At 52.9% G+C, this 26,085-nt stretch carries 37 protein-coding genes and 1 tRNA gene; 14 read left to right on the top strand and 24 right to left on the bottom strand.

The annotated features are described in order from the left end of the window. The first annotated feature begins 14 nt into the window (after positions 1-14). Together SYNCC9902_RS09145 and SYNCC9902_RS09140 are read left to right on the top strand one after the other, a co-directional pair. Positions 15-944 (top strand): PfkB family carbohydrate kinase, encoded by a 930-nt coding sequence (locus tag SYNCC9902_RS09145; protein WP_011360576.1) that lies wholly within the window; start codon positions 15-17, stop codon positions 942-944. Positions 945-1,014: 70 nt separating this feature from the next. Further along, entirely contained in the window at positions 1,015-1,221 is a 207-nt protein-coding gene (locus tag SYNCC9902_RS09140) for a YqaE/Pmp3 family membrane protein (RefSeq protein ID WP_011360575.1), read from the top strand. A 159-nt stretch (positions 1,222-1,380) separates the two neighbouring features. On the opposite strand, the gene SYNCC9902_RS09135 is transcribed toward SYNCC9902_RS09140, so the two are convergent. Further along, positions 1,381-2,583: a DUF389 domain-containing protein gene (locus SYNCC9902_RS09135; protein WP_011360574.1), complete on the bottom strand. Its 1,203-nt coding sequence runs from the start codon at positions 2,581-2,583 to the stop codon at positions 1,381-1,383. A gap of 12 nt (positions 2,584-2,595) precedes the next feature. Then, entirely contained in the window at positions 2,596-3,390 is a 795-nt protein-coding gene (locus tag SYNCC9902_RS09130) for a prohibitin family protein (protein ID WP_011360573.1), read from the bottom strand. A gap of 169 nt (positions 3,391-3,559) precedes the next feature. Here SYNCC9902_RS09130 and SYNCC9902_RS09125 point away from each other — a divergent pair, with 169 nt between their 5' ends. From SYNCC9902_RS09125 to SYNCC9902_RS09110, 6 genes are all read left to right on the top strand, one after another. After that, complete coding sequence (locus SYNCC9902_RS09125; protein ID WP_232179211.1) at positions 3,560-3,751, top strand: hypothetical protein; 192 nt, start codon at positions 3,560-3,562, stop codon at positions 3,749-3,751. Positions 3,752-3,838: 87 nt separating this feature from the next. Beyond that, positions 3,839-4,069, top strand: a complete 231-nt coding sequence (locus SYNCC9902_RS09120; RefSeq protein ID WP_011360571.1) for a hypothetical protein — start codon at positions 3,839-3,841, stop codon at positions 4,067-4,069. 314 nt (positions 4,070-4,383) lie between these two features. Further along, entirely contained in the window at positions 4,384-4,518 is a 135-nt protein-coding gene (locus tag SYNCC9902_RS12960) for a hypothetical protein (protein WP_255346175.1), read from the top strand. A gap of 30 nt (positions 4,519-4,548) precedes the next feature. Continuing rightward, positions 4,549-4,698, top strand: a complete 150-nt coding sequence (locus tag SYNCC9902_RS12780; RefSeq protein ID WP_011360570.1) for a hypothetical protein — start codon at positions 4,549-4,551, stop codon at positions 4,696-4,698. Positions 4,699-4,845: 147 nt separating this feature from the next. Beyond that, positions 4,846-5,106 carry a hypothetical protein gene (locus SYNCC9902_RS09115; RefSeq protein ID WP_041425523.1) on the top strand — a complete coding sequence of 87 codons (261 nt, stop codon included), beginning with the start codon at positions 4,846-4,848 and terminating at the stop codon, positions 5,104-5,106. Positions 5,107-5,389: 283 nt separating this feature from the next. After that, on the top strand, positions 5,390-5,806 hold the full coding sequence (locus tag SYNCC9902_RS09110; protein WP_369776185.1) for a hypothetical protein: 417 nt from the start codon (positions 5,390-5,392) through the stop codon (positions 5,804-5,806). Positions 5,807-6,529: 723 nt separating this feature from the next. Here SYNCC9902_RS09110 and SYNCC9902_RS12585 read toward each other — a convergent pair. Both SYNCC9902_RS12585 and SYNCC9902_RS09100 read right to left on the bottom strand, forming a co-directional pair. After that, entirely contained in the window at positions 6,530-6,760 is a 231-nt protein-coding gene (locus SYNCC9902_RS12585) for a hypothetical protein (protein ID WP_156771117.1), read from the bottom strand. A 245-nt stretch (positions 6,761-7,005) separates the two neighbouring features. Next, on the bottom strand, positions 7,006-7,230 hold the full coding sequence (locus SYNCC9902_RS09100; protein WP_041425521.1) for a hypothetical protein: 225 nt from the start codon (positions 7,228-7,230) through the stop codon (positions 7,006-7,008). A gap of 158 nt (positions 7,231-7,388) precedes the next feature. Here SYNCC9902_RS09100 and SYNCC9902_RS09095 point away from each other — a divergent pair, with 158 nt between their 5' ends. Both SYNCC9902_RS09095 and SYNCC9902_RS09090 read left to right on the top strand, forming a co-directional pair. Then, complete coding sequence (locus SYNCC9902_RS09095; RefSeq protein WP_011360565.1) at positions 7,389-7,637, top strand: DUF1651 domain-containing protein; 249 nt, start codon at positions 7,389-7,391, stop codon at positions 7,635-7,637. Positions 7,638-7,943: 306 nt separating this feature from the next. Then, a complete protein-coding gene (locus SYNCC9902_RS09090) occupies positions 7,944-8,144 on the top strand; it encodes a hypothetical protein (protein ID WP_041425178.1) in 201 nt (66 codons plus the stop codon). 463 nt (positions 8,145-8,607) lie between these two features. Here the strand turns inward: SYNCC9902_RS09090 and SYNCC9902_RS09085 are convergent, their stop codons facing one another. Beyond that, the gene (locus SYNCC9902_RS09085) at positions 8,608-8,790 is read right to left on the bottom strand and encodes a hypothetical protein (RefSeq protein ID WP_011360563.1); all 183 of its coding nucleotides are present in this window, start codon (positions 8,788-8,790) and stop codon (positions 8,608-8,610) included. A 54-nt stretch (positions 8,791-8,844) separates the two neighbouring features. Beyond that, a complete protein-coding gene (locus tag SYNCC9902_RS12580; RefSeq protein WP_156771116.1) occupies positions 8,845-9,015 on the bottom strand; it encodes a hypothetical protein in 171 nt (56 codons plus the stop codon). A 960-nt stretch (positions 9,016-9,975) separates the two neighbouring features. Here SYNCC9902_RS12580 and SYNCC9902_RS12775 point away from each other — a divergent pair. After that, a complete protein-coding gene (locus tag SYNCC9902_RS12775; protein ID WP_198001736.1) occupies positions 9,976-10,113 on the top strand; it encodes a hypothetical protein in 138 nt (45 codons plus the stop codon). 111 nt (positions 10,114-10,224) lie between these two features. Here the strand turns inward: SYNCC9902_RS12775 and SYNCC9902_RS09080 are convergent, their stop codons facing one another. After that, positions 10,225-10,542 (bottom strand): DUF3303 domain-containing protein, encoded by a 318-nt coding sequence (locus SYNCC9902_RS09080; protein WP_011360562.1) that lies wholly within the window; start codon positions 10,540-10,542, stop codon positions 10,225-10,227. Positions 10,543-10,676: 134 nt separating this feature from the next. After that, positions 10,677-10,750: transfer RNA gene (locus SYNCC9902_RS09075), tRNA-Arg, on the bottom strand. 88 nt (positions 10,751-10,838) lie between these two features. On the opposite strand from SYNCC9902_RS09075, the gene SYNCC9902_RS09070 reads away from it, so the two are divergent. After that, positions 10,839-11,609 carry a helix-turn-helix domain-containing protein gene (locus tag SYNCC9902_RS09070; RefSeq protein ID WP_011360561.1) on the top strand — a complete coding sequence of 257 codons (771 nt, stop codon included), beginning with the start codon at positions 10,839-10,841 and terminating at the stop codon, positions 11,607-11,609. On the opposite strand, the gene SYNCC9902_RS09065 is transcribed toward SYNCC9902_RS09070, so the two are convergent. Continuing rightward, positions 11,610-11,852, bottom strand: coding sequence for a hypothetical protein (locus SYNCC9902_RS09065; RefSeq protein ID WP_041425519.1), 243 nt, complete (start codon positions 11,850-11,852; stop codon positions 11,610-11,612). It abuts the gene before it with no gap. 17 nt (positions 11,853-11,869) lie between these two features. Then, on the bottom strand, positions 11,870-12,727 hold the full coding sequence (gene rsmI, locus SYNCC9902_RS09060; protein ID WP_041425177.1) for a 16S rRNA (cytidine(1402)-2'-O)-methyltransferase: 858 nt from the start codon (positions 12,725-12,727) through the stop codon (positions 11,870-11,872). 26 nt (positions 12,728-12,753) lie between these two features. Here rsmI and SYNCC9902_RS09055 point away from each other — a divergent pair, with 26 nt between their 5' ends. Next, positions 12,754-13,671, top strand: coding sequence for a 3'(2'),5'-bisphosphate nucleotidase CysQ family protein (locus SYNCC9902_RS09055; RefSeq protein WP_011360558.1), 918 nt, complete (start codon positions 12,754-12,756; stop codon positions 13,669-13,671). On the opposite strand, the gene SYNCC9902_RS09050 is transcribed toward SYNCC9902_RS09055, so the two are convergent. From SYNCC9902_RS09050 to sppA, 14 genes are all read right to left on the bottom strand, one after another. Then, a complete protein-coding gene (locus tag SYNCC9902_RS09050; RefSeq protein ID WP_011360557.1) occupies positions 13,672-15,837 on the bottom strand; it encodes a polyribonucleotide nucleotidyltransferase in 2,166 nt (721 codons plus the stop codon). Positions 15,838-15,953: 116 nt separating this feature from the next. Further along, entirely contained in the window at positions 15,954-16,256 is a 303-nt protein-coding gene (rpsN, locus tag SYNCC9902_RS09045; protein ID WP_011360556.1) for a 30S ribosomal protein S14, read from the bottom strand. 59 nt (positions 16,257-16,315) lie between these two features. Continuing rightward, entirely contained in the window at positions 16,316-17,398 is a 1,083-nt protein-coding gene (rseP, locus tag SYNCC9902_RS09040) for an RIP metalloprotease RseP (protein ID WP_011360555.1), read from the bottom strand. Between the two features lie 24 nt (positions 17,399-17,422). Continuing rightward, positions 17,423-18,700 (bottom strand): serine--tRNA ligase, encoded by a 1,278-nt coding sequence (gene serS / locus SYNCC9902_RS09035; protein ID WP_011360554.1) that lies wholly within the window; start codon positions 18,698-18,700, stop codon positions 17,423-17,425. A gap of 41 nt (positions 18,701-18,741) precedes the next feature. After that, complete coding sequence (locus SYNCC9902_RS12770; RefSeq protein ID WP_011360553.1) at positions 18,742-18,903, bottom strand: hypothetical protein; 162 nt, start codon at positions 18,901-18,903, stop codon at positions 18,742-18,744. A 79-nt stretch (positions 18,904-18,982) separates the two neighbouring features. Further along, on the bottom strand, positions 18,983-20,473 hold the full coding sequence (locus tag SYNCC9902_RS09030) for an AAA family ATPase (protein ID WP_011360552.1): 1,491 nt from the start codon (positions 20,471-20,473) through the stop codon (positions 18,983-18,985). Next, positions 20,470-20,988: a YceD family protein gene (locus SYNCC9902_RS09025; protein ID WP_011360551.1), complete on the bottom strand. Its 519-nt coding sequence runs from the start codon at positions 20,986-20,988 to the stop codon at positions 20,470-20,472. The genes SYNCC9902_RS09030 and SYNCC9902_RS09025 overlap by 4 nt, the downstream gene beginning before the upstream one ends. Beyond that, positions 20,985-22,127 (bottom strand): membrane protein insertase YidC, encoded by a 1,143-nt coding sequence (gene yidC / locus SYNCC9902_RS09020; RefSeq protein ID WP_011360550.1) that lies wholly within the window; start codon positions 22,125-22,127, stop codon positions 20,985-20,987. Before yidC ends, SYNCC9902_RS09025 begins: the two co-directional genes overlap by 4 nt. Before the next feature lie 54 nt (positions 22,128-22,181). Next, positions 22,182-22,589 carry a PH domain-containing protein gene (locus tag SYNCC9902_RS09015; RefSeq protein ID WP_009789136.1) on the bottom strand — a complete coding sequence of 136 codons (408 nt, stop codon included), beginning with the start codon at positions 22,587-22,589 and terminating at the stop codon, positions 22,182-22,184. Beyond that, positions 22,586-22,972 (bottom strand): ribonuclease P protein component, encoded by a 387-nt coding sequence (locus tag SYNCC9902_RS09010; RefSeq protein WP_011360549.1) that lies wholly within the window; start codon positions 22,970-22,972, stop codon positions 22,586-22,588. Before SYNCC9902_RS09010 ends, SYNCC9902_RS09015 begins: the two co-directional genes overlap by 4 nt. 88 nt (positions 22,973-23,060) lie before the next feature. Continuing rightward, positions 23,061-23,198: a 50S ribosomal protein L34 gene (gene rpmH, locus SYNCC9902_RS12160; RefSeq protein ID WP_011360548.1), complete on the bottom strand. Its 138-nt coding sequence runs from the start codon at positions 23,196-23,198 to the stop codon at positions 23,061-23,063. A 46-nt stretch (positions 23,199-23,244) separates the two neighbouring features. Beyond that, on the bottom strand, positions 23,245-23,820 hold the full coding sequence (locus SYNCC9902_RS09005) for a DUF2808 domain-containing protein (protein WP_011360547.1): 576 nt from the start codon (positions 23,818-23,820) through the stop codon (positions 23,245-23,247). 78 nt (positions 23,821-23,898) lie between these two features. Further along, positions 23,899-24,282, bottom strand: coding sequence for a chorismate mutase (gene aroH / locus SYNCC9902_RS09000; RefSeq protein WP_011360546.1), 384 nt, complete (start codon positions 24,280-24,282; stop codon positions 23,899-23,901). After that, positions 24,279-25,091, bottom strand: coding sequence for a signal peptide peptidase SppA (gene sppA, locus SYNCC9902_RS08995; RefSeq protein ID WP_011360545.1), 813 nt, complete (start codon positions 25,089-25,091; stop codon positions 24,279-24,281). Before sppA ends, aroH begins: the two co-directional genes overlap by 4 nt. Before the next feature lie 53 nt (positions 25,092-25,144). Here sppA and SYNCC9902_RS08990 point away from each other — a divergent pair, with 53 nt between their 5' ends. Beyond that, positions 25,145-26,080: a DMT family transporter gene (locus SYNCC9902_RS08990; protein ID WP_041425176.1), complete on the top strand. Its 936-nt coding sequence runs from the start codon at positions 25,145-25,147 to the stop codon at positions 26,078-26,080. Positions 26,081-26,085 lie beyond the last annotated feature (5 nt).

The following is a 26,085-nucleotide window of genomic DNA, read 5'->3' as shown; positions in this document are numbered from 1 at the left end:
TTGTTGGCAGCTAGATGAATCCATCTACGGCCTTTGGTCTCATCAAGACGGGCACTGGAGTTGGATACGAAGCTTGCACTCACCCAGCTCCTGTTGTTTTGAATCAGCCTTTGGAACTTGAGTCGCCTCCGAAGCTCCAACAGCTTTGTTTAGCCGTTGTTGGTCATATCGAATGGGTTGATTTTCTTGCCGTGGATCATTGGCCTCAACCGGGCTTGATTAGTCATGCCCAACAGCGGCTTGAGGAGCCGGCAGGTGCTGGAGCCGTGATTGCTGTTCAGTTGGCACAACTTGTGGATCGGCCTGTGCATTTCTTCACGGCCCTGGGACGTGATTCCGTTGGAGAAGCCTGTGTTCAGCGTCTTCAGGAGAGAGGTGTTGAAGTCCATGTGGCGTGGCGCGACGCTCCCACCCGTCGTGGCATCAGCTTGGTGGATGAAGGAGGAGATCGAGGAATCACGGTGATTGGTGATCGTCTGACTCCTGTTTCGAGCGATCCCTTGCCTTGGGATGTTTTGCGTGAATGTGATGGTGCGTTCGTCACGGCGGCCGATGCCGCTTTGGTGCAGATCGCTAGGACCGTGCCCGTACTGGCAGCAACGCCGCGGGTTGGTTTGGCGGTGTTGAGATCCGCTGGCGTCCAAATCGATGCCTTAATTGGGAGCGGACTGGATCCAGCAGAGATCGTGGAACCAGGAGCGTTGTCGCCTCTCCCAGCGATTCAGATTTCCACGGAAGGTGAAGCGGGGGGGATGATCAGTACCGGTGATCGCTACAGCGCCAGTGCCCTGCCGGGCCCGTTGATCGAAACCTATGGGTGCGGCGATAGTTTTGCCGCGGGTGTCTTTGCTGGTCTTGCGGCCCAGTGGCCGTTAGAGAGAGCCATTGAGCTGGGATGTCAGCTTGGCGCTGCATGTGCAACTCGTTTTGGGCCCTATGAGTGAAGCTCAGACGTGTGTTGTCGTTTTGTTTGAAGCATTGCTATTGATCAATGGGAACCCTTGAGCAGGACTAATGACGTTCGGCGACATTTTTCGCATCATCATTGCGCTGTTTATTCCGCCGCTGGGTGTGTTTACCCAAGTTGGGCTGGGGAGAGATTTTTGGATCAATCTACTGATCTATTTGTTTGCAGTCGGTGGATTTGGCTTCCCTGTGCTGTTCGGGATGTGGCCAGCAGCCGTGATTCATGCTTTGTTCATTATTCTGACGCGTAAATAGATTTAAACATCTCTAATTTGTTTGGAGATGGCTTGATTATGGAGGGTGCGGAGCTTGGTTGTTCGCTCCTGCTAAAATCTTCGAATTCGCAAGAGAAGATCGGAGGAGTTAAGTCGGTCTGGAAGAACATCTTGATTTACAGAAGACCTCTGCCTCAAATCATTGGAGCTTTGTTGTGGGAGATTCAAGTTTGCCTTTGTGTTCTCCTTCAATGTCAGTTTCTGGTAGTGATATGTCTTGAATCGTGTCTTGTCCCAAGATTCGTTGAAGATTGAATTTTGTAGACTCAGGAGTGACGTCTTTCCCCGACACAACTGTCATATTGATTCGTAGAACTTTCATCTGAAGTTTAAGATTAGGGAAGTTTTTTCCCATTTTTTCGTTGATACGATCCTGGATGTATTGCACTTGCTTGTAGCTCGGCGTTGTTGGGTCTGTGACTCGCACAACAACTTGCAGCTGAGGAGAACGATGTCGTTCCCAATAATCTGGCCAGTCGAAAGAAATACTGGCAACATCCAATGATTTGTTATTTCCAAAAGTAGTCGTTTGTCGTTTTAAATAGGATCGGATGCCACCTTCAATGCGTACCTTCGCATCTTCGATTTTCACTGCATACACGTGTCGTTTCAGGCGTCCGTAAAGCTTTTCACCTACGGAAATAGCTAAGACGAGTGCAATCAGCAATGGCAAGCGTGAACGGTTTTGCGTTCGAAGTTTTTCCCGGAAGTAGGGCTCGCGGGTTGCAAGAACAATGATTCCGCCGATTAAAATTCCCAATAAGTTGGCAGAAAACAACAAACCCGCTCCTTGGGCGTCGTCTAATTCACCAGCCGCGAGCATGATTCCCATCACGCAGACTGGAGGTACGAGGGCAACCGCAATGGCTGTGCCGGCCATGGAACTCACCGCCCCAGGGTTCACCTTGGCGTAAGTGGCGATGGCTCCCGCGGCGAGAGCAATGCCGAGATCCAAAAGATTGGGTTGCAGGCGAGCAGTGATTTCTTTTGGAACAACCCTTAGTAGGTCCATGTTGCCGGCGATCAGGCCGAGCCCCATCGACAACAACGTGGTAATCGCCACTCCGATGGCAAGGGTGGCCACCGCGCGTAATAACAGTTTTCTATCGCCGATCAAGCTTCCGAACACCAGGGCTCGCAAGGGAAGAATCCACGGGGCGACAACCATTGCACCGATTACGACTGCAGCGTTGTTGGCGAGGAGTCCAAGGGTTGCGATCAGGCTGGCGCCAATCGTTAAAACCACATACGACTCATCGACAGCATCATCTCCGTCGTAACTGCGGCGCAGCTTGTCGAGGCGGTCACCCTCCTCAAGAAGCTGCTCTTGATTCGCTATCAAAGATTTACCGGCTTAATTTCGACGCCCAACAATGACTGGAGGGGTGCCGCCGGCGCTCCCAGGCAGTGCCGGTACAACCTCTGTTCTGCCATCCCACTTGTCGATAAAAAGCTTGAACAACACTTGATCATCAAGGCTGCGATTGAGGGTGTCGTAACGGATCGCTTCTTGTTCTGCAATCTTCACCTCAGTTTGGGCGCGAAGAAGTTGCTGCTCTGCAATCTGCTTTTGTTCGATCGCCGCACGATATTCTTTGGCGATTTGTAGTCCGGTGAGGTCAAGACTTCTAACCTCTACATAATCAAACTTGTTCAATTCTTCCGCGACAGTACGTTCAACGATTGCAGAGATATCATTCCACTCAGTTGCAATCGTAATGAGTTCGTATTGGGAGAAAACTGATTTAAGAGCTTTGAGAAGTGAAGGTTGAATAATTCGTGGATAGATATCACGATCGTTGCTTGCGATAGTTCTGTAAATTCTGCCAGCTTCTTCCGATCGAACCGCGTATTTCACTGTTGCAGTGGCCTCAATCACCTGAAGATCTTTCGTAAGAGTTGAGAATTCTTCAGGTCGCACTTGGGTGCGAACGTCGAAAGGATTGACGGACTGGATCAGCGGAATTTTGAGATTGAGTCCAGGGAGGCGAGACCCTCCACTCACTTTCCCTAACGTGGTCACCACGGCAACTTTGCCTGCCGGGACAATAAATAGAGCTTGACCGACAAGTAAGAGAGCGCTGAGCACGATGGCTACAAGCACAATCACTGTGTTCGCGGGGTCGTTGACGGGTCTTGGGGTCTGCATTACCACCAGTTCGATACTTTAATGATGTCGGATTTGTTGATGAGAACGTGTCGTTTCAGCGAACTCACATCGAAACCGACATCATTCCTTCCAATTTGCTGCGATGGGCTCTTTACGCAATGAGATCAAATCCGTTTTTCACGTCACAGTTGCGGTTTGCGTAGCGTTGGTGACGATTGTTGCAGTGCGAATGGACGCTCGTGATGCTCATAACGATCGAATGCGCTCGCTTTGTGCTGTGTATTGGGGAGCACCAGATGGCAGTGCTGAAGAGTCCAACGCCTTGGTTCAAGCGGAGCGATGGACAGGAATTTCGAATCTAGAAATGTTGAGCTACTGCCGTTTCTATGGTGATCAATAAGGAGTTATTCCATCTTTCGTCCCAGTTATGGCGCGATTTCACTGATCGACCGGTTGGGCTATCAGAATAGAAAAAATCATCGCAGAAATGACGAAGCGCGTTAAACCCAAAGTGGAGTCCCAGCACAAGCGTCAAAAATCTCGATCGATCCCTTTAGAGCAGGTTTCACCCGCGGTTCTTACGGCAACTAGGGATGTGGCGTACATGTTGGAACAGCTTTCTATTCTTCCTGGTCCGGAAGATGTACTGAAAGCCGTTTTAGACAGGGCAGAGCATCTCGAGGAGCAGGCGAGTGGAATTACGTTGTTTGAGGACTAATCGATACATGGGGCATCTCAGCTTTTACGAATGCATTTCATGAGCTGGGGCTTTTTGTCCTCAGTGAGATGCATCGAGGAAACAAATGCATCACAGCAATGATCATTGGAACAAATCCTGACCCAATAACCAGATTCGTCCTGAGTGGGGATTACGTCGAATGTGGTTTCGTTCATCCTGTGATAGCGGCTTTGAGACTGGAGAATATGCCGATCAAAAGCCTGGCGAACGGTGCTGTCAAGCGAGTGGAATTGCTCAATAGCCTTTTCCGAAGCAGCTGCGTAGGCTTTGTTTCGACGAATTAAATCCTGTCTATGACCCTTGGACGATTTTTACTTTTTTTCGCTGCGGGACTTGTTCTGGCGATTGCCTTTCCGCCACTCAGTTGGCTGATCTGGCCTCTTGCGGCTTTGGCAGCTGTGGTGGTGGTGCGTTTAATTCGTCGCTAGTTCGCTTTAAAGGGATCTTTCAGGACAGCTATGCAGTTTTTTGGATTCATGCTGGGTGAGTTGGAAATTAGTAATCTCACCGCTGGTTTTCTTGGTTTAGTTGCATTGGTGTTTGTGGTCAGTTTCGGTGTGGTGTCGCTGCAAACGGGCGAGTTGATCAAGCCACCGCCTAAGAAATAGATTGAGCGATGGATATGTGCGATGGCTTAGCGAATCTTGCTGTCCCATCAATCTCAAGCGGACTGAACTCCGGTGTTTTTAGTCGTTGTTCAGGCTTTCCCATATCAGGGATTTCGACTAAGGTCCGGCATCGATCTAATGAGTTTCATGCTGCGAAGCCTCTTTTCACTGGTTTTTGCGGCTGTCATGTGGGTTCAAGTACCCCAGTGGAAAGCCGATTGGTCGAAATGCGCTGTTGATGTCCCCGACGTCAGTTGTCATTGGTACGTTGTGGCACCGGACAACACCTTTGGTGAGGGTTTTGATTGGGCTACAGCACCATGGTTCGATGCCAATGGTCTGCAGGATGTTGCCCAACTAGAAAATACGATGCAAGGAATCCATGCGGATGCTGTGGCCTCGAGCTAGTCACCCTTACTCTTCGAGTTGCAAAGAGTTAGATTGCGTTGTATGCATACCTCTTGTTGTCAATAATTTATAGATATAAATTCTCGTCAATGATTAAACTCTTCTGAGTATTTCTTGAGGAATATTTTTTGCTCCTTAGAGCTTGTAGACATTTTTGGTGATTTGATAAGCAGGTTTGAAATGATCCAACACTGAGAAGCTTTGCAGTGGTGTAACTCTCGTCGAATGATGGCTGACTATCGACTTTTGGAATAACAACGGCGTGGTCTGCTGTGGGTTGGCGGTGCGCTGCCACTCCAAGGGCTCCAAGAGCAAATTGTTTGATTTGGCATTAATGGCATGCGGATCATCCGTTCATCGCCAGAGTGATTCAAGTAGATCCGTTGCTATGCAAGACCTCGACCGTCAACTGAAGGATCTTGGATTCGACAAAGAAAAAAAAGAAGATGGTTCTATTAAGTACTTCCTCTTCCCTGGGGATGGCAATAAAGTTTTTTGGACGCAAATTACTGTTACCCCTGTTGGGGATTCCTGGCAAGTCACTTATGCCAGATCAGAGAACCAGGTAGGGCTATGGAAAATGTATAGTGTCGTTACTAAGATTGAAGTTCATGTTATCAATAAGATCAATAATATGATCTCAGAGATAACGTTTCAGAAGGCGAGAACTCCAGGTTTTCTAAGGCGTTTATGTAATTAATTTATGCCGGGCTGTGGTTGTGCTCTTCTTTTTCAGAGGTGAAAGGTGATCTTGAATGCAGATGACTTGCTTCGCCATCATCTGTGACTCTATGAGTTCTAAGCGCTTTTGATTTCCGATAAAAGAATGAGCGATAGGTGGAGCTGTTACTTTTATTATGGATGTATGGTTATTGTTTATCCGCACTGCTTCTAACCACTGCAGCCCCGCATTGCATAACTGATTGTATTTTATTCGTCAGCTGAATCGCGATAATCGATGTAAGATGCTTGGGGAAAGTGTTCAGGGTTGATTGTCTTTTAATTCAATCCCCACGTCCTTTAGCGATTTGACGGTGTCATCAACGGATGGAACAAAAGCGATGCGTCGTCTGATTCGATCCAGAAATCTTTTCCATGCGCTGGAGGTGATTTTTTTTGTGCTGAGAGTTTTGCTCTCTGGTGTTTGTTTTGTATCCATTGAAGTTGATGGATTAAGTCGCCTGTGTTCGGGTGATTAGCCTTGAATATGTCGCCAGCCTGATAGAACTGTCTCACAATGGTGATTAGTGTGGCAGGCCTCTCATGAGCCAGCTCTCGTAAACAAAGAATAAAATAAAAAAGATTACGATGCCACCAACAAGTATCTTCCCATTCATCTATTGCTTTGTGGTGATCTTTTCTATGTTAGCGATGATTGCCAGCCCTGCGCTGATCGGTTTTCTTTTCAATAATGGGGGCGAGCCTAGGGCCCATTGGGGTTGGATTGATTGGCTTCGCTATCGGAACATTGGCGCCAATCGGATTTCTTGGGTGATCTTGCAGTCCAGAGATCGCGGTGATCCAAGCTTTTGGCAATGCAGCGAACGCCATGGGGCGTGTTCATGTCGAGGCTGCTGATGGCACCAAGAGCAAAGTTGATAAAACCTTTGGGTATGTGTTCGGTGTTGCTGGAGCCTCTCGCATGATTTTTCATCAACCCCTGTCGCTGGATTTTGATGCATTCTGTTGGTGTTAAATGAGAATCGCTTTGGTTGAAGAATGGAAGTATATTTTTGCTAGTTGCAGGGATAGGTTTGACGGCTTCAGGTTCTAATTGAATCCCTTAAGCTAGAGATTAGGGCATGGCTGCTTTGCTCTAGCCAGCAAGCCACGATTGATATGACGATTTTGTTTGACATTTTTAATGGTTGAGGTCAGACGGTGTTATGCGATCCCTTGTTATGCGATCCATTGGTCGGCATCCATGATCGTCTTGATCAAAAGTCCTAGTCGTTTGAATTCAGCGAAGTTGAGGTCTTTCACTGCTTGATCAAGACCGCTATCAATCCATTGACAATCTCGTTTCTCATAAATGGTGAAGTCTTGATCAAGAGACTCACGCTTAATGCAATAGGTGACCCCATCGTCATGGAGAAAATCCGCTGAGTGGAGTTGAAGACCCATCATCCTTGCCCCAGTGGAGCCACGCTTTAAGAAGATTAAGCGCTCGTTTTATGGGTGATCGGTCAATGGGTGCACGCTTCTCAATCAATCATCTCAAGGCCGCTTGACGAACCTCACTTCCACTGCTAGTACAGATGTACTTGTAGTGAAGGCGAGGCATGGGGGAGGGTTGGTTGACGGACAGCGAGCGGTACTGGGCATGTCGCTTCCATCGTGATGCCCGGTCTTGGGCGCAGGACCCTCGTGTCTTTGTGGATCAAGGCCGCGAGATGCCCAATGGTGAGCCGGCGTTGCTGAAGTCGCGTCGATATCTCCGGGATGCAGAAGCCAGAAAACTTTGGCTAGAGCTTGTTCGTAAGGGATGGGCTCCGACGCCACCGCTATGGGGGAATGATGCTGAGCCCTAGTGGCTTTTTTAATGGTATTGAAAAACATTTTGACTATGGATTGTGATGGCAGATGGCTACTGATCACTCAAACATATTTTTCTTCGTGTGAATTTATTTTTCTTGTCTGTATCGCATCTTTAGTGTTTGCTTCTCTTTATATCGGCTATGTCAGTATTTGTATTGACGTTAGTCTGCATGATTTCGTCTGTTGCTTTCATGATTGTTAAACCTGTCTTATTTCCACGCAAGTCTCGGGCCTTCTTGATCGATTGATCAGCTAGGCGATTTGTTTGGGACTACAGTCACTTAGTAAGCGCGAGGCAAATGGCCAAGCTCGGTGAGATCAAGCTCAAGCAGATTCAACAGCTCAATACGGCTGATAGTTCGCTTTTTGTGCGGAAGCACAAGGAGGTTTTGAATTTGATGATGAGAACACTTCAACTTGATACCTATGGGTTGACTTGGGTTCAGTTCTCCAAGGGTGTGGGTGTTGGTGGCCTTCTTGCTTGGCTTTTGATGCACTGAATCCAATCGTTGATCCCGCGCGATCAATACGCTTTGCGAGATGTTGGACAACACATTCAAAGTGCTTGAAAGGGTTATTGCTGACCGAGTGCTACGTCTTTGTCGAATCAGAAGCTGACTCAACTCTTTTGCGATCATTGCAGGTTGAGCAAAAAATTTTCCCCTTGTGTTTTTTATAGGTCGCTAAAGACCTCTCGATGTACTGGCCGCAACCCAGGCAGCGAAAAATAGGACTCATTCAATAAACCTTGCACATCTTCTGGATGGTTGCTGTAAGACCTGCTGCAAAAACTTTAGACACTTCGCGAAGCTTCAAACTGTGATCGCTGTCCGAGTGGGGCTCACTGAGATCGAATGAAAGATGCCTAGGGCATGATCCCTCCGACCCAGTAACCAGTCAAAAGACCTGTAGCGCCTTCAAGGACTGCAGGCCCTTAATGGTCAATGGTGCTTTCGACAGCGATCACTCGGGTAAATCCTCAACAGCAACGTGCATGAAGCGTTTAACCAATGCCATAGGCCAACCTTCTCGCTGGAGACCCTCAGCAATCTTTTGAACTTGAAGGGAGATCTCCTCGGCCATCAGGTGTTCCAGTAGCTCAGAGGAGTTGTTATGAGCTGTGGTTTGCGGAGCTGATGGAGCCATGTCAATCCTTCGTTGTGATGAGGTGGAAATTGTGGATTGGTCGACTGGTGAATTTCAGCAATAACGACCATCGATCTGGCAGAGCCTTTGATTTGCAAACCAGGCATTCCAGGTGGGTTGTGGCGCGCGATAAATAAATTTAAGGGGGAGTAAAACTAAATAAAGTAAGGTCTGAATTAAAAAATTCTCAAGGAAGGCAGATGTTTTGAGTGCAAGTGATTTCATTGCGATCCGTTCCGCTCATTGCATTCTGCGTTTTGAGCAATAGATGCGCATCCGTAGAAACTCACGAGCTTTTAGCCATGCCTGCTCCCGCGCCCTTTGGCCTGGATGGGGTCGCCCGAAACCGCCCACCGAGCACCTAGAAGCTGAGAGGTGTTTACAACCTGTTACAACTCGCCTAGTATTCGTTACAGAACTTCATAGCTTGGCACAGATGACTGATTATTCAGGCGCCATCTTCGCCCTCATTGCAATCACCTCCGTGCTCACGGCCGCAGTTGTCTTTGTGCTGGCTCAGCCGACAGATCTGCCTGTTATCAAGAAAACCCAAGGTTGATCAACCTTTTCCCCATTATTTGAGGTTCAAACAATGACTACTCAAGACCTTCTGGTTCTGCTTGTCAGTTTCGGGACTGCATGTTTCGCCCTGAATATATACAAAATGAATCGTGCGCCACAGGGTTAGTTAAAGTAAAAGACTTAAGATTGCACGCAGTTGCTTAGTTTTGTGGTCAGCGTTTTGTATTGCATCCAATGTCGGAACAGCTGCTGAAGTAAACGATTATAAAATTAGTAGTTGTTGGGAAATCATGATTTCTAAATCGCAAAACTCATCGTTCTGATGTTTAGATTCCTTAGGGGGCTATGAATTAGTTCAGGTCCAATTGACAATACTTATTTGCTGCTCTTGTTGAAATTTTGCAATATGTTTATTGACTTGTTTGATTATTTAATTGCCTAATTGGTACGTAATCACAGTCTTATGAAGCGTTTCGGCATCGCCGTGAAGGTTTCCAGTCATTCGGAGATGTGGGCGCCGAACATTTTTTGCTGTTGAGGCATAGCCAGGTTGATCCCACCGCATTATTCCTATGCGAATAACGGCATGAATGGCATGACGTTGATTGCTTGATCCGCTGAGCCGAGTAATCATGGCGGTATCGACGCCCGGGAGCCCCCGCCGTGATCGGACTAACCAGGATTTATTGCAACCACCAAGAGGAGTTTCTACTCGTGGATGTTGCCTCTCAAAACGCCTCTCAGGTTGCTAGCGAGCTCATTGAGGAGGGCTGGGAAATCGAAGCCGAGATCCCTGTCTGATCAGCCAGCTGAGATACATGCTCCAGCATCGTTGGCGCTGTAGAGAGTGGATGCACCGGCACGATTGAGCTGCTACGGCTGTGATGGCGGCCGGTTGCATGACAGAAGCGTCTAGGCCATCTTTGCGAACAGTTTTTTGTGATGGTCTACAACGTCTTGGCAGCCGATGACTGGGGTGAAGTCCATTTCAATGCCGTATTGAGCGCGCCAAGGAGCGAAATGTTCAAAAATCTGTGCATCGCTTTCGGCTTTGAACAAACACGTCACACGACCAGCTCCTGGTGCATGGACGCGAAATAGCATTTCAAATCCAGGGAAATTATCTGCTTTTGCCATCTCACCTGAATCCCACAACTCGCAAAAACTCTTGTATGCAGCGAGTTGACCCTCGATATCTGGAAAGATGCAGTCCGCAAGATACATCTGCATGGTTGGCTGAAGGCAAGGTCAATCCTTTGTTAGCTAGTGCTCAATTGATCTACAGCTCAAGTCACCACTTACTGACTGATCTTTTATGTGCAAAGAGCTGTCCCAGAACGCTTTTTGTTACTGGGTTGGATGAACGCCCCCTGTGTGATTCGAACACACGACCGACTGCTTAGAAGGCAGTTGCTCTATCCAGCTGAGCTAAGGGAGCACAATCTCATTTTGACAGCACGGGCTAAGAGGTCGGGATGAATCCTGGCCATTGGCTTCTAAACTTGGTCACTGTGTAACAGCATTGGATGGCAGCGCGTCGTCTTAGCGATAGCGAGAAGCAAGATCTTGTTGGCCGTTACAAGGCAGGTGAATCCACTGCAGCGCTGGCTGAGTCATTTGGCTGTAGCCCAAATACGGTGAGCCGTACGGTTAAAGCTCTGTTGCCGCCAGAGGCTTACGCCGCATTGAAAGCCAGCCGGCAGAAGGGCGGAACGGCTGCCGTCGCGGCGCAACCCTTGCTTGAGAGTCCACCGTTGGACGTGCCTTCAAGCGTGGATGCGGCATCGGCCGAAACCGCCACACCAGAGTCTTCGGCTGAGGAGCTCTCTGAGGATGAATCGACCAGCCTTGCGCTTGATGATGCCGCTGATTTTGCAGAGGCGTCGGACGATCAGGGCTCAGCGTTGGAGGAGTTTGTCCCCATGGACGTGTTCACGGAGTTAGTGCCCTTGATTGGTGTTGCGGGACTAAGTGGCACCGCACCGATGGAAACGCAGCCCCTCAGCCCCGGTGTTCTTCCAGACAGCGTTTATATGTTGGTCGACAAAGTTGTGGAGTTGGATGCTCGCCCTTTGAGGGATTTTCCTGAATTGGGTCCGTTGGACACCGTTGATCAGGATCGTCAGGGCTTGTTTTTGTTTGCCAACCCTCGGGCCGCGAAACGCCAATGTGGTCGCAGCCAGCGTGTGATCAAGGTGCCTGACACCACTGTTTTTGAGCGAACGAGTTCTTACTTGTTGAAACGCGGCATCACACGGCTGGTGATGGAAGGCACGGTGGTTGCCCTCGATGCCTGATTAAGGATCGAGGTTGGTTTCTTGTTGCTCTGGCATCAAAACCGCGGCCACACTCCCTCCACTAATCACGCCCAGTACCAGAGAAATGCCAACGAGAAATCCCGTTGGAAGTGGCACAAGACGAACCGACCCGATTTGGAGTTGATGACGCTGTTGCAAGTTTTGTGCGCCAAGGCAAAGCAGAAGCATCAGCAGGGCACCCCCTCCAAAACTCCAGAGCAGTAGTCGTAAGCGAGGCAGCAAAGAATCCATTATTTTTTTCAGTCTGACTCGTCTTGGTGCAGCAATGCGTAGAGCCTTCGCCGGGAGAGTCCGGTTGTTGCGGCGAGTTGTCTTGCAGCATCGCTGGCACTGACTCCCTCCGCCATCAGCTGTTGCAGCTGCTCTGTGAGTTCGGCGTCATTGGGGGCTGGCTGTGCAATGGGTGTGGCACCTCCTAAAACCAGGGTGAATTCCCCCTGGGGGCGGGTTTGTTGAAAATGAGCGAGCGCTGCTTCCACCGTGGGCCCCACCTGCTCTTCATGGCGTTTGGTGAGTTCTCGCGCTACTTGGATCGGACGATCGGGGCCGCAACAACTGGAAAGTTCGCCCAGCAACGTGAGTAATCGATGTGGCGCTTCATAAAGCACGGTGGTCCGATGTTCGCTCGAAAGCTGTTCCAAACGCTGTCGTCGTTCTTTCCCTTTCGTGGGTAAAAACCCTTCAAAACAAAAGCGTCCACTGGGCAGTCCACTGCTCACCAGAGCTGTTGTGGCCGCACAAGGACCAGGAATACACAGCACGGGATACCCCGCCTGGCGTGCAGCAGTGGCCAGCTCTTCGCCGGGGTCGCTGATGCCTGGCAGGCCCGCATCACTGATCACAGCAAGGCTTTGGCCTTCTGCCAGAAGCTCTAAAAGCTGGGGCAATCGCGTACGAATGTTGTGCTGATGAAAGGAGACTCTGCGACCGCGGGCCTGGAGATTGCTCAGCAACTGTCCGCTATGGCGTGTGTCTTCACATGCGATGACATCCACCGTTGTTAGAAGATGGCTGGCCCGAGGGGAGAGGTCTCCCATATGACCGATCGGAGTGCCGACGAGGTAAAGACTTCCGGCGGCTGGTTCATCCCGCTGCATCACAATGGCCAGCGCCCCTCTTAATCATGATGTCCAACTCCGCCATTCTCCCTGCTGGTGTCAGCAAAGAAGCTTTGTTGACCGAGTTGAGACGATTGAGTTGGGGGGCAGCCGACATTCTTCGTGCGTATGCCCGTGGCGAACAGCCTCCCCATGGCTTTCAGAAAGCCTTGAGTGTCGATAACGGTGGAGAGGGGCCTGTTTCCGCGGCTGATCTGGCCGTGAACCAATGGCTTCTCGAGGGTTTATCGGGGGCTTTCCCCGATGCTGGTTGGACTCTGCTTAGTGAGGAAACCGCCAAAGAACAGCTCACCGAAGGTGAGCCTCTGCCCGCCGAATGGTTGTGGATCCTTGATCCGCTTGATGGCACCAAGGATTTTCTCCAAGGGACTGGGGAATATGCGGTGCACCTCGCTTTGGTGCGGGGGAATCGGCCTGTTTTAGGGGTGGTGTTGTTACCCGAAGCCGATGAGCTATGGATTGGCTTAGTGGGTGATGGCGCCTGGTGTGAAGACCGTGAAGGAACGCGTTCACCCGTTCGCTTCAGCCAACGCGAGGAATTGTCCGACCTGCTACTAGTGGCGAGCCGTAGTCATCGCGATGACCGGCTTGAGAAATTGATCGGTGAACTGCAACTCGGTGGGTCGAAGGCGGTTGGCAGTGTGGGCTGCAAGGTGGCCACGATTCTTCGTGGAGAAACCGATCTCTACATCTCTCTCTCGGGCCGTAGTGCTCCAAAGGATTGGGATATGGCTGCACCGGAGGCTGTTTTGTTGGCGGCTGGTGGACGATTTACCCACGCTGATCTCGGCGACCTCACCTACAACACGGGCGATGTTCGTCAGGCTGGCTGTTTGATTGCCAGCCATGGAAAAGCCCACGTCGCGCTCGGAGAGCGTGCGACGCGGGCGATGGCCGAGATTGATCCCGGCTTTCAGGTGTAATCAGCTGAGGGGCGCAACTGGGGTGGGCTGTGGTTCCACCTCGGTGGATTCGCCGCTTTGAGGAACGCCACGCAGGGTGAGGTTGATCCGACCGCGGTTATCGATTTCGCGAACGCGCACGGTGACTTCATCGCCGACTTTGACGACATCTTCAACCTTTTCAACCCGAGCTTCGGAGAGCTGAGAAATGTGGATCATTCCTTCCTTGCCAGGAAGAATCTCCACGAAGGCGCCGATCGGAATAATCCGCGTGATTGAGCCTGAGAACATTTCGCCCTCGTTCACCTTGCGGGTGAGGCCTTCAATGATCTTTTGTGCTTCCTCTGCAGCCGCACCATCGTGGGAGGCAATGGTGACAATTCCACTGTCTTCGATATCGATCTTGGTGTTGGTGCGTTCGGTGATGCCCTTGATGGTGCGACCACCAGGACCGATCACTGTTCCAATCAATTCAGGATCGATACGGAAGCTCAGCAGGCGCGGTGCATGGGGCGACAGCGTTTCACGGGGCTTGTCAATCGCCTCGAGCATTTTCTCGAGGATATGCAGGCGAGCTGGACGGGCTTGATTCACAGCTTCAGCCATAACCTTCACTGGTAAACCAGTGATTTTCATGTCCATTTGAAGAGCTGTGATGCCTTTCTCACTACCAGCCACCTTGAAATCCATGTCGCCAAGGAAGTCTTCAATGCCCTGAATATCGGTGAGGATTTTGATGTCCTTACCCTCTTTGATCAGACCCATCGCGGCGCCACTCACAGGGGCTTTTAAGGGCACACCGGCATCCATGAGAGCCAACGTGCTGCCGCAAACGGAGCCCATGGACGTGGAGCCATTGGAGCTCAGCACTTCGCTCACGACCCGTACGACATAAGGGAAGGTGTCTTTCTCGGGCAAGACGGGAAGGATGGCTCGCTCCGCCAAAGCGCCATGGCCGATTTCGCGACGGCCGGGGGATCGCATTGGACGGGTTTCGCCAACGGAGTAGGGGGGGAAGTTGTAGTGATGGAGATACAGCTTCTCGGTGTTGGGATGGAGGTCATCCATTTCTTGGGCATCGCTGGGGGTTCCCAAGGTCGCCGTGGACAGAACCTGCGTTAATCCCCGCTGGAAGAGGCCTGAGCCATGGACGCGACGGGGAAGAACCCCTGCCATTGCGCTGATTTGACGGACTTCATCCAAGCCACGTCCATCGACGCGTTTGCCATCCTTCAAGATCTGCTGACGCATCAGTTTCTTGGTCAGCGCCTTGAAGCTGTTGCCAAGCAATTTCGAACTGCTGGAGACGGCCTGACGAACGGCGTCGTCTTCCTTCAGCGCTGCGATGGCCTCTGCTGCATCCGCTTTCACGGCTTCGAGACCGTTATCGCGATCTTCTTTGCTTTGCTCAAATTTGCTGAGCACAGCGCTGATCGCTTTTGTGCACTGCTTTTCAAGGTAAGCAGGAACTGTGGTGTCTTCTTTGGGCGCTTCCGGCTTGACCTGCTTAATGCCGAGGTCTTTCAGCAGCGTTTCCTGGGCTTTGATCAGCTCCTGGATCGCCTCATAGCCGAAATCAATCGCCTCAATGACGTCTCCTTCGGGGAGTTGGTTGGCGCCTGCCTCAACCATCACCACACCATCCGCTGTGCCAGCGACGACGAGGTCTAAATCTCCGCGTTCAATCTCCCTGTAGCTGGGGTTGAGAACGAAGTCGTCTCCAAGCAGGCCGACACGCACAGCAGCCATGGGCCCATTGAAGGGAATGCCGGCCAGAAGCGTTGCGATGGATGCGCCTGTCACTGCCAGGACATCGGAAGGGACGCGTTCGTCGAGCGATAGGCATGTGGCAACAACTTGCAAGTCGTCGCGCATCCAACTGGGGAATAACGGCCGCATGGGCCTGTCGATCAAGCGACAGGTCAGTGTTGCGCGTTCGGGGGGACGAGCTTCCCGACGCATGTAGCTACCAGGAATCCGTCCCGCGGCATAAAGGCGCTCCTCGTAATCGCAGATCAGTGGGAGGAAATCGATTCCATCGCGTCCCTTTGATCGTGTTGCTGTAACAAGTACGGCTGTGTCGCCGCATTCGACCAAGACGGAACCACCCGCTTGGGGAGCAAAACGCCCTGTGGTCAGTCTTATCTCGCGTCCGTCAAACGAGATCGACTGTGTTTTTCCTTGCACGACGGCTTATGTCCTTTTGTCAATTGTTATTTTGACATTTCATGGTTTCCATCGACAAGAAAGGGGAGGCTTTCGCCTCCCCTTTCTTGTCGATCAATGTCGAAGGATCAGTCTTCTTACCAGCTGGACTTCACAACGCCTGGCAGTTCTCCCTTGTGGGCCCGTTCGCGCAGTTGGTTACGGCAAAGTCCAAAGTCGCGATACACACCACGGGGTTTGCCAGTGGCCCAGCAACGGTTGCGGATCCGAGTTGGGGCACTGTTGCGTGGCAGGGCCTGAATTTTGCGATGAATCTCGAGCCGAGACATCGGATCGGCTGCCGAATTAAATGCTGCCATTAGTGCAGAGCGCTTGGCTGCGTAGCGCTCTGCCATCTTTTTGCGCTTCACGTCGCGGGCAATCATCGACTTTTTAGCCATGCAGCTGAGGGCAGCGTTTCAACAGATGGTGAATTCTACATTCCAAGGCCCTTAAACCATTAGCGCCCAAGCAACTGCTGAACGAAGGTCAACTGGCTGGTGTCGCGAATGACCAGGACCACTGTTAATCCCACGAGGAGAAGAAATCCGGATTGGGCGAACGCCAGTTGAAAGCGTTCCGGGACGGGTTTGCCTCGGACCCCTTCAATAAGAAGAAGCGCCATTTGGCCGCCATCTAGTAGTGGCAAGGGCAACGCGTTGAGGACGGCCAAGTTGATCGAGATCAACGCCATGAACAACACCAAACCGCTTCCGCCCTGACGACTCAGCTGGGCACCCATCTCCACAATTTTGACTGGGCCGCTTACCTGTCCAGCTGTGGCTTTGAAGTTGGTAATCAGCCCGCCATAGCCAGCCGCTGTTTGTCCCACCAGACGCACGAACTGGCCTCCGGTGTGTTGGACCAGTTCACCAAGACCGTTGACGGGCCGGCTGGCGCCATTGAGATTGGCTTGCAGCTGCGCTCCGATTCGCCCCTGTCCATCGACATTTGATGGTTTGAGTTCAATTTGCTCAAGTTGGCTCTGGCGAACCCGTTCAACGGAGAGGGTTGTGCTGGGTGCTGCCTTCACCAGCTTCACCATCGACTCAACGCCGGCTTGTCCGGCACCAAGTTTGTTGGAGTTGATTGAGAGGATTTGATCTCCAGCCCTGAAGCCAGCACGAGCAGCTGCGCCATCGGGCTGCACATTCACCACAAGAACCCCTGGATCTGGATCGGCTGGAAGCCCAACAATCGCTGCCTGGCCGAGCAAAATAACCAACGCCAACGCAAGGTTGGCAAGAATTCCGGCGGCGATCACCAGAGCGCGCTGAGGAATCGGACGATTGCGCAGTAGGTCGGGATCGTCTAGAGGGATCGTGCTGTCTTCGTCGTCATCGGGGAAGGCCACAAAACCACCCAGGGGGAGGAGTCTCAGGGCGTAGGTGACCCCTTTGCGTTGACGTTTAATCAACGCGGGTCCGAAGCCAATGGAGAAGCCACTAACGCGGATGCCTTGAAGCGTGGCGGCAAGAAAATGACCTGCTTCATGCACCACGATCAAGAGAGCAAGCACCAAGAGGGCCGCAAATACGTTCATCCAGCCGAATGCTGCTCAGTCAGCTCATTCTGGCTGGAGCCGTTCAAACCCGACGTATGGCACCAATGGTTTGGGAAGGAGAATGCTTCCGTCTGGTTGCTGCCCCGTCTCCAACAAAGCAGCCATGGTGCGCCCTACGGCGAGACCCGACCCATTCAGGGTGTGAACCAGCTTGGTTTGTTTGCCGTCTTTGGTTCTGATGGCAGATCGGCGGGCCTGGAAATCGCCGCAAACGCTGCAGCTCGAGATTTCACGAAAGGCTCCAGCCCCTGGTAGCCACACTTCCAAGTCGTAGGTGCGCTGCGCCGAGAAGCCCAAATCACCCGTGCATAGATCCAAAACCCTGTAAGGCAGGTCGAGGGCCTGCAGCACCGCTTCGGCATCGGCGGTGATTTGTTGGTGTGCCTCTTCGGATTGGTCGGGGTGCACAAACCAGTACAACTCCACTTTGTTGAATTGGTGGAGACGGATGAGGCCGCGCGTATCCCGTCCGTAACTCCCCGCCTCTCGACGGAAACAAGGGCTGTAGGCCGAATAGCGGAGAGGAAGTTGATCGGCTGGAATGATTTCGTCGCGATGCAGCGATGTCACGGGAACTTCCGCCGTCGGCGTAAGCCAGAGGTCGTCGTCTGCGCAGCGGAAGCTTTCTTCGGCGAATTTCGGCAACTGGCCTGAGCCAGTGAGGCTGGCGGTGTTGACCAAAACCGGTGGCATCACCTCCCTGTAACCCTTGCTGGTGTGGAGATCCAGCATGAAATTGATCAGAGCTCGCTCCAAGCGGGCTCCTTGGCCCATCAGGGTGACAAAGCGGCTCTGGGCAATGCGAACCGACCGTTCGGTGTCGAACAGGTTCAGCCGTTGAGCGATTTGCCAGTGCTCCTCCAATCCTTCCTCGATGCGAGGCGTCCCCCAGCGACGCACCTCGACGTTGTCGTCCTCGCTCTTCCCATCTGGACAGAGTGGCGAAGGAAGATTCGGAAGGCTGAGCAGTTGGTCGCGGAGTTGGCTGGAAAGAGCTTTCTCCTCCTCTTCGAACACCGCCACCTTTTGTTTGATGGCATTGCCCTGTTGTCGGAGAGCGGCAACCTCCTCTCCGTTGGGATCTGCTCCACCTTTGATTTTTAAGCCCACCTCTTTGCCGACGCGATTGCCATCGGCTTGCAGGGTGCTGCGTTCTTCTTCTAAACCTCGCTGCTGCCTCGCAATCAGCTGAAGGCCAGTGAGATCAATGGATTTACCCCGACGCTTTAGTTGTTGAGCGATGACTTCGGGGTTGTCACGCACAAGGCGCTGGTCGATCACGGTTCCTGGAACAGCAGCGCCGGCAGCCTATGGCAGCCCGTTCAGAGCACCTGGCCAACCATCACGGCGGCAACGGCTGAGAACACAGTGATGCCAAGAGCTGTCAGGGGATTTTGGCCTTGGGCAACGGCCACCGTGGTAATCACGCCGGCGCCAAGGCAAGCCACGCAAAGCTGCATGACGATGTCGTTTTGACGCTCCATGAATTAACCATCAGATGGACGGACCGTAGGGAGCACTGCTCAGTGATGCTTGCTTCATGAACCGCATCTTTACGCCCCGTCAGGCTTCGTTACGTCCAGCAATAGAAGCCTGTCGTGCTCGGCCTCCAGCGGCCCATTCTTTGAGGCGCTCCAGTGATTCGCTGGCGGTGCGGGAGAGGGGGATCAGTTGAGATGCTGCTCGAATTAAATCTGTCTCGCTGAGTTCACGGTGTTCGGCGAAGGCCAAATGCATGGCTTCAATCACCGTTTGCTCGAGTTCGGCTCCAGAAAACCCTTCACAGCGACTCACAACGGTTTCCAGTGGAAGAGTCACGCCTGGACGACGTTGTTTTAAGTGGAGCTCAAGGATGCTGTTTCGTTCGCTTTCGCTTGGTAAATCCAGCAGAAAGATTTCATCGAAACGCCCTTTGCGCAGCAGTTCTGGTGGAAGTTGATCCACCCCATTGGCGGTGGCAACAACGAAAACAGGAGAGCGTTTTTCGGCCATCCATGTGAGCACATTGGCCAGCACCCGTTGACTCGTGCCGCCGTCGCTTCGGCCATCGCCGCCAAAGCCCTTTTCAATTTCATCGATCCACAGGACACAAGGTGCCATGGCTTCGGCGAGCTGGATCATGTCTCGGGTGCGCGCTTCACTCGCACCAACCAATCCAGCAAAGAGCCGCCCGACGTCGAGACGCAGTAAAGGCATCGACCAGCTGCGGGCGATGGCCTTTGCAGTGAGGGATTTTCCGGTTCCCTGAGGGCCAACCAAAAGGACTCCTCTCGGCAGAGGAAGTCCAAAGCGTCGTGCCTCCTCAGAGAAGGCGCGATGTCGCTGTTGAAGCCAGCTCTTGAGAGAATCGTGGCCGCCGATGGCTTCGGTGCCTGAATCGCTGCGGCAGAACTCCAATACCTCACTTCGGGCGATGGCCTGACGTTTTTCCTCCAGAACCTCCGCAAGATCCTCTGCGCCGATGCTGCCGCGTCGAGCAAGGGCACGCGCTGCGACCTGACGAACACGCATCTCACTAAGACCACTACAGGCCTGGGTGAGCTCATCAAGAACAGCAGGCTCGAGGGAACTTCCGCTGTTTAAACCGATGCTGCTGATGAGCTGACGGAGGTCATCGGCATCTGGTAGCGGAAGGTCCAGCAACGTCAGCGCTTCGTCGAGATCCGCTGGGGGCGTCCACTGCCCGGAGCAGAGAATCAAGTTATGGGGAGTGCTGCGTAGTGACGTTTCGAGGTTCCGCAGCATCCTCGCCACGCCAGGGTCATCACAGAATCTGTGAAAGTCCTTCGCCAGAAGCAGGGTGGGACGACTTGGATCGAGATTCTGCAACCACTGCAACATGGCCATTGGTTGACGACTACCGACTCCCTCTGCGTTCAACGTGCCGCTCAGGCCATCGATGAAGTTCCAACTGGTCAGCTGACTCTGTAAACGGACTGCGGCCTGGCATAACAGGGTTTCAACCCGAACCTCTTCGCTACTTCGAATCCAGATCAGCGGTGTTCGCGCTCGAATCAGAAGATCAAGTTGATGACTCCAGTCCGTACTGCTCATGGGTCACTAAGGCGCCTCAGCGCTTCCCAACGTGGATCTGTCGGTGGCTCGAGGTTGGCGACAATCTCTTGATTAAATGTTGGCGCTCCAGGGCACGACTCACCGCAGTCGTTCACAACGGGTAGCTGCAAATTCAGTTGCTCGAAAGCCCATTGCTGGGGATCGAAATTACCGCGTGGGTCGAGGGTCTCGACGAGTCCCTCCAGTTCGGAGATCTCCTCGGATAACTGCAATTGGTCTTCTGTTGGTGGTTGGTCGCCCAACCAGATCAGCTCAGAAGGGGAGGACGACAACTGATGATTGAACTGTCCAAGGCAACGGTCACAGCTAAGAGTCACGATTGTGCTGAGCTCTGCTTCCACAGCAAGCACATTGCCGCGATGTTCAGCCTGGATCTCACCGCGCACGGGTGTTAACGACGGAAGAGCATCGAGATGACCCTCAAACTCCCATGTTTTTGGACTGCCAAGGGCCCGTAGCTCTTGAAGAGCAACTGGCTCCAGCTCTGGGATCATTTGCCGCCTTTGGGTTCGAAGGGCAGTCGTGAGTCACTCGAGCCACCAGCTGTTGCCGTTGCCGTCACTGTTTGTTGAGACGCCTGCTGATCAAGAATCTTTTGCAAGTTCTCAGGCAAGGCTTCTTTCGTGAGGATGAACGTTTGTAGGGCTTGGAAAATATTGGCGATCACCATGTAGAGCAACACTCCAGCTGGTAGTGGGAAAAACAGGAACATTCCCGTAATCATCACCGGGGTGATTTTATTGGCGGTGGCCTGTTGGGGGTTCGCTGGCATTCCCATGCCGGATAGCAACTGAGAAAGGAACAGCGTTAAGCCGAATCCACCCACCAGAATTGCGATATCCCAGTTGACGGCTCCGTCGGCATAGAAGCCCACCTGTCCGAGGGCTTTGATGAATAAGAAGCCGCTGCGGGCTGCTAATCCAGGAATTTTGGCTTCGACAGTGGCGTCACCGGCAGCGATCGCTGTGATGGTTCCGTCTTCCGTGACACGGACGATGTCATCACCCTTCGTGACGGACCAGGCTGGGGAGAATTTCCCAGGGTTCTCAAGTTCCGTGAGAACGTCGGAAAAGGCTCTCCCGTCTTTGGTGTGCAAATTGACGCTGGCTGACTCCCCGACGCCAATTTTGGTGCCCCTGGGCAGGCTTGCTATTACGGGGACGTGATCGGTTTCACCGATAAAAATTGAGTGACTGGCACTGTTGAAGGGTTTAGGTTCAACGGCTGCGATTTGATCAGCCGGAAGCACCTTCATGTTCAGCGTGTAGGGCACATCCGCAAAGGGTGATCCCCGGAGGGTTGCGAACAATGCGAAGAGGATCGGCATCTGCACCAGCAGTGGCAAGCAACCTGCGAGGGGGCTGCCGAACTCCTTCATGACTTTGCCGAGTTCCTCCTGTTGCTTCTGTGGATTGCTCGCGTAACGGGCTTTGATATCGGCTTGCCGCTTTTGCATCACGGGTTGCGCGATCCGCATCCGTCGAGCGCTACGAATCGATCCAGCACTTAGGGGATAAAGCGCCACTCGAATCACCAGCGTCAAAGCCACGATGGCTAAGCCGTAGCTGGGAACCAATCCGTAGAAAAAATCCAGGATTGGAATGAGAAGGTTGTCGGAGATGTATCCGATCACGTTGAGAAACCCGGGGTTGGTGACGTTCTGACGCCAGTGTGCACGAACAGGTGGTTAGACGGCGAAGCCTTCGACCGACTTGTCAGTTGATGTGGATGAACGCTTGTTGATGCGTTCAAGGATGTAGGCCTCCACTTCCCTGAATCGGGGCAAGGAGCGCATCTCCAGTCGCGCACCGTCGTTCAGAACGAGCACCATGTCGCCCCAGGCACCAAAGCCCCTCGGGACGGTTCTTACTTCGCTGATTTGGGAATACACCACTTGAGTTTTGTCGTTCCCCATCCATCCACCGCAAACTGAGATGCGCCGGCTTGTAATCCGAAAGCGAAGCCAAACGGCTCGAACAATGGCTCCAATCGTGAACGGCAAGCCAATCAAGGTGAAGCCCAGCAGCACATTCAGGATGAGATCTCCCTTCGCTGGACCGCCCTCGTAGTGAACGTCTTCCTGGATCGTGGTCATCGTTCCAGACCTGCAATTTTCAAGAGACTGTCGCATTCTTCGAGCAATTGCGCGGGTTCGGCTTCCGCGGCATCGGGTCGGAGGCTGAATAACAACCATGTCCCCGCCAAATCGGTGCGCTGTTCGAGGCGTTGTCGAAGGTGGTTATGCAGCAAGCGTCTGAGGCGGTTGCGACGCACAGCTCGCTTGCTCACTTTGTTACTGATCACCAAGGCACAGCGGCAAGTTGTGTCGTGTTGACTGCGAAGCTCCGATCGAAGCAAAGTCCGATCTCGCTTGATTTGGCGAAGCACCATCCATTTGCCGTGGTGACGACGTTGAGAACGGTGTAAACGGCTGAAGCATCGATGTCCACGCAAACGCATGGAAGCTGGAAGCACCATCAGCCAACTAGCCAACTATGGATAAAGCTCATTCGAATGAGGCGAAGTCATCGCATACACCTCATCAACCCTCAGGCAGTCGCTGGGATTAAACGGCTAGACGAGTCCGTCCCCGTTTCCGCCGGGTGCGAATCACCCGACGTCCGGTATGGGACCGCATGCGAACACGAAATCCTGAAACCCGCTTTCTTTTACGGCTTGTTCCACCGAGAGTGCGCTTTGTCATATGGGTTGTTTGGCGTCCGGCCGATCTGAGCTAACGATTTTATCAGTCAGTCCATGTCGATCAGCCAACTGCCGACGTAACCAGACATTGGGACGTCGCCAGGAGCTTGGATCAAGGCGTTGAGTTGATACATCCGCTTCCCTTTGGGGTTGAACAGCTTGATGCGGAGCGAGTAGTCCCCCTCCATGGGCACGGGCTGGTCGGGGAACACTTCGATAGCTGTTTGATCCTCATTCACCTCGATGGTGGCGGGAACCTCTTCAAGGCACTTTGAGCGACTCATCATGCTGCCCCGAGATGTGCGGCAGAGGGACATGCGTTCTGGTTTGAGTTTGGCGTCGAAAAAGTCAGGCACCGTCACCGTCAACTTGAGCATGGCTGTCTTGCGATCTTTTTCTCGGAGGGTGAGATACCAATCGGCGCGGTCGTCCTGAAGCGCAGAGGTTTGGTAGTAGTACAGCTTCTTGTAACCATCGTTGTTATCCCACCGAAACTCCATAAGGCCCGACGTGCCTTGAGCGGTTGATGGAGTTGGTGCGGTGCTGCTCAGGCATGCTCCAACCAGCAGTGCACTCGCGGTCGCTGCGCATGGCATGAGGCGTTGCAGAAGCGAACGGGGCATGGGGTAACGCTTTGTATTTCTCTAATTCTCCTGAGTCCAGCCACAGGGCGACGCCTTTAGGGGTCGGCGTCTCATCTGTCAGTTGTAACGAGATCTGTCCGGGCGTAAGCGTTGAGCCTCGCTCCGATAGGGGTGTCTAGGCTCTCGTGTGGGTGGCATCCAGGCGTGAGCCAGGACTCGGATGCAGCGTTCAAGGTCTCCTTGAACGGCCATTTGCTGGCAATCCAACAGGGCAACGCCGTCCCAGCCAGGACGTTGACGGGCTATGGCTGCAGGGAAACAGGCGTCGAGATCGGCTGTGACTGAAAACGTCACTGAAACGATTTGTTCAGGGGATAAGTCGTTCTCTTCGACGAGGGCGTCAATCAGGTCGCGAACGGCGGATTGAATGGCTGCTGTGGTGTTGGCAGCGCTTGTTGTTGCTCCTCGAAGGCCGACCAATTTCAGTGTGGTGTCGCTCATGGGCGATACAGCCAAAGCACCTGACCACTCCCCATGAGCTCCATCGTTAGCCATTGCTGAAGTTGGCTGAACAGCTGAGAGCCCGGTAGCAAGTTGCTCACTTTGCGGCGAGGTTTCCCCAGGGTGATCGGTCGAATGTCGTCTTGATCCAGGTCTGCCAGCTGGGCGGCTAAACGGAGTGCATGGTCTTCGTCACCTAGTTCATCCACTAGACCAAGCGATAACGCCTGTTCTCCACTGAAAACTCTTCCGTCTGCAAAGGTTTTCACCGTCTCCTCGGTGAGGTTTCGCCCTTTCGCTACAACGCCCACAAATTGGCTGTAGCTGCTGTCGATTAAGCCTTGAAGGAGGGCGCGTTCCTCAGGATTCAGTGCTCGATCGGGGGACAAGATGTCTTTAAATTTCCCGCTCTTCACGGTGTCAAAGCGAATGCCGATGCGTTCAAACACGCGGGACAGATCATTGCCCCGCAAGATCACGCCAATCGAGCCGGTAATCGTGCCTGGATTTGACACAATTTTTTCCGCGCCCACACCGATGTAGACCCCGCCAGAAGCGGAAATATTGCCGAAGCTGGCCACCACGCGACAGCCCTTTTCCCTCAGTCTCAGCAGCGCCGCATGGATTTCCTGGCTATCGCCAACCGTGCCACCAGGACTGTCAATTCGTAGAAGAAGTGCGGGGAATTCACGCCGCTTCACCTCCAGTAGAGCCTTGAGAACGCGCTGTCGTGTGGCGCCGTTAATCGGTCCCTCCACAACAATGCGCGCCATTCGGCGGTGTGATTTTCGGCGGAGGGGCCAGATCATGTCGCGCAGGTCTAGACACCATGATCTTAAAAAGGGGCCTTCGAGCGTTCTTCATGCCGTCCATTTGGCTCTGGTTGCTGATGGTGTTGCCCTTCGCTCTATGGGGCACCGCCATGACAGCGATGGCACCGCTTTTGGCGACAGGTGGGCCATGGCTTGTTGCGGGATTACGGCTTTTCCCTGCGGGCTTGGTTCTTCTGTTGTGGGTTGCTTGGACGGGACGATCCGTCTGGATTGATGGCCGCGATTGGGGCTGGTTTGCCCTATTCACTGTGGTGGATGCCTGCTTGTTTCAAGGCCTTTTGGCCATTGGTCTGGATGGAACCGGTGCTGGCCTCGGGTCGGTCTTGATCGATTCGCAGCCGTTGCTTGTGGCTCTCTTGGCGCGAGGGTTATTTGCTGAGTTGATCAACCCTGTCGGCTGGGTTGGCCTGGGTCTTGGCTTAGCTGGAATTTTTTGTCTCGGGGTTCCTGGCGAATTTCTCAACCATTGGTGGTTGTTGGCTGATCCCCCAGCCGTTCAGCAGTTGTTGCAGCCTGGCGAAGTTTGGATGTTGCTTGCCTCTCTCGCCATGGCCATCGGGACTGTTCTCATACGCTTCGCATCGCGTCACAGTGATCCCGTCGCCGTAACCGCTTGGCACATGGTCTTGGGAGGGATTCCTTTGCTCCTTTTATTCGGCTTTGAAAATGGTGTAGAGCCCATCGGATGGTCTGTTGCCGACTGGGGCCGGATGGGATTTGCAAGTTTGTTGGGCAGTGCTTTGGCCTATGGGCTCTTTTTTTGGTTTGCCAATCGCCGAGACCTCACAAGCTTCAGCAGCTTGGGATTCTTGACGCCGGTTTTTGCCTTGGCGACGGGCGGCTGGCTGTTGGACGAGCGTTTGGATCCATTGCAGTGGGTCGGCGTGATGTTGGTCTTGTTGTCGGTGATCTGCGTGAGTCAGCGTCGCCGGCTGTGGGAACCCACTCCCGAACTTTCCTCTTAAACGGT

It is taken from the genome of Synechococcus sp. CC9902, assembly GCF_000012505.1.
In the GTDB taxonomy this organism is placed as follows: domain Bacteria; phylum Cyanobacteriota; class Cyanobacteriia; order PCC-6307; family Cyanobiaceae; genus Parasynechococcus.
This window is presented reverse-complemented; position numbering and strand designations above follow the sequence as displayed.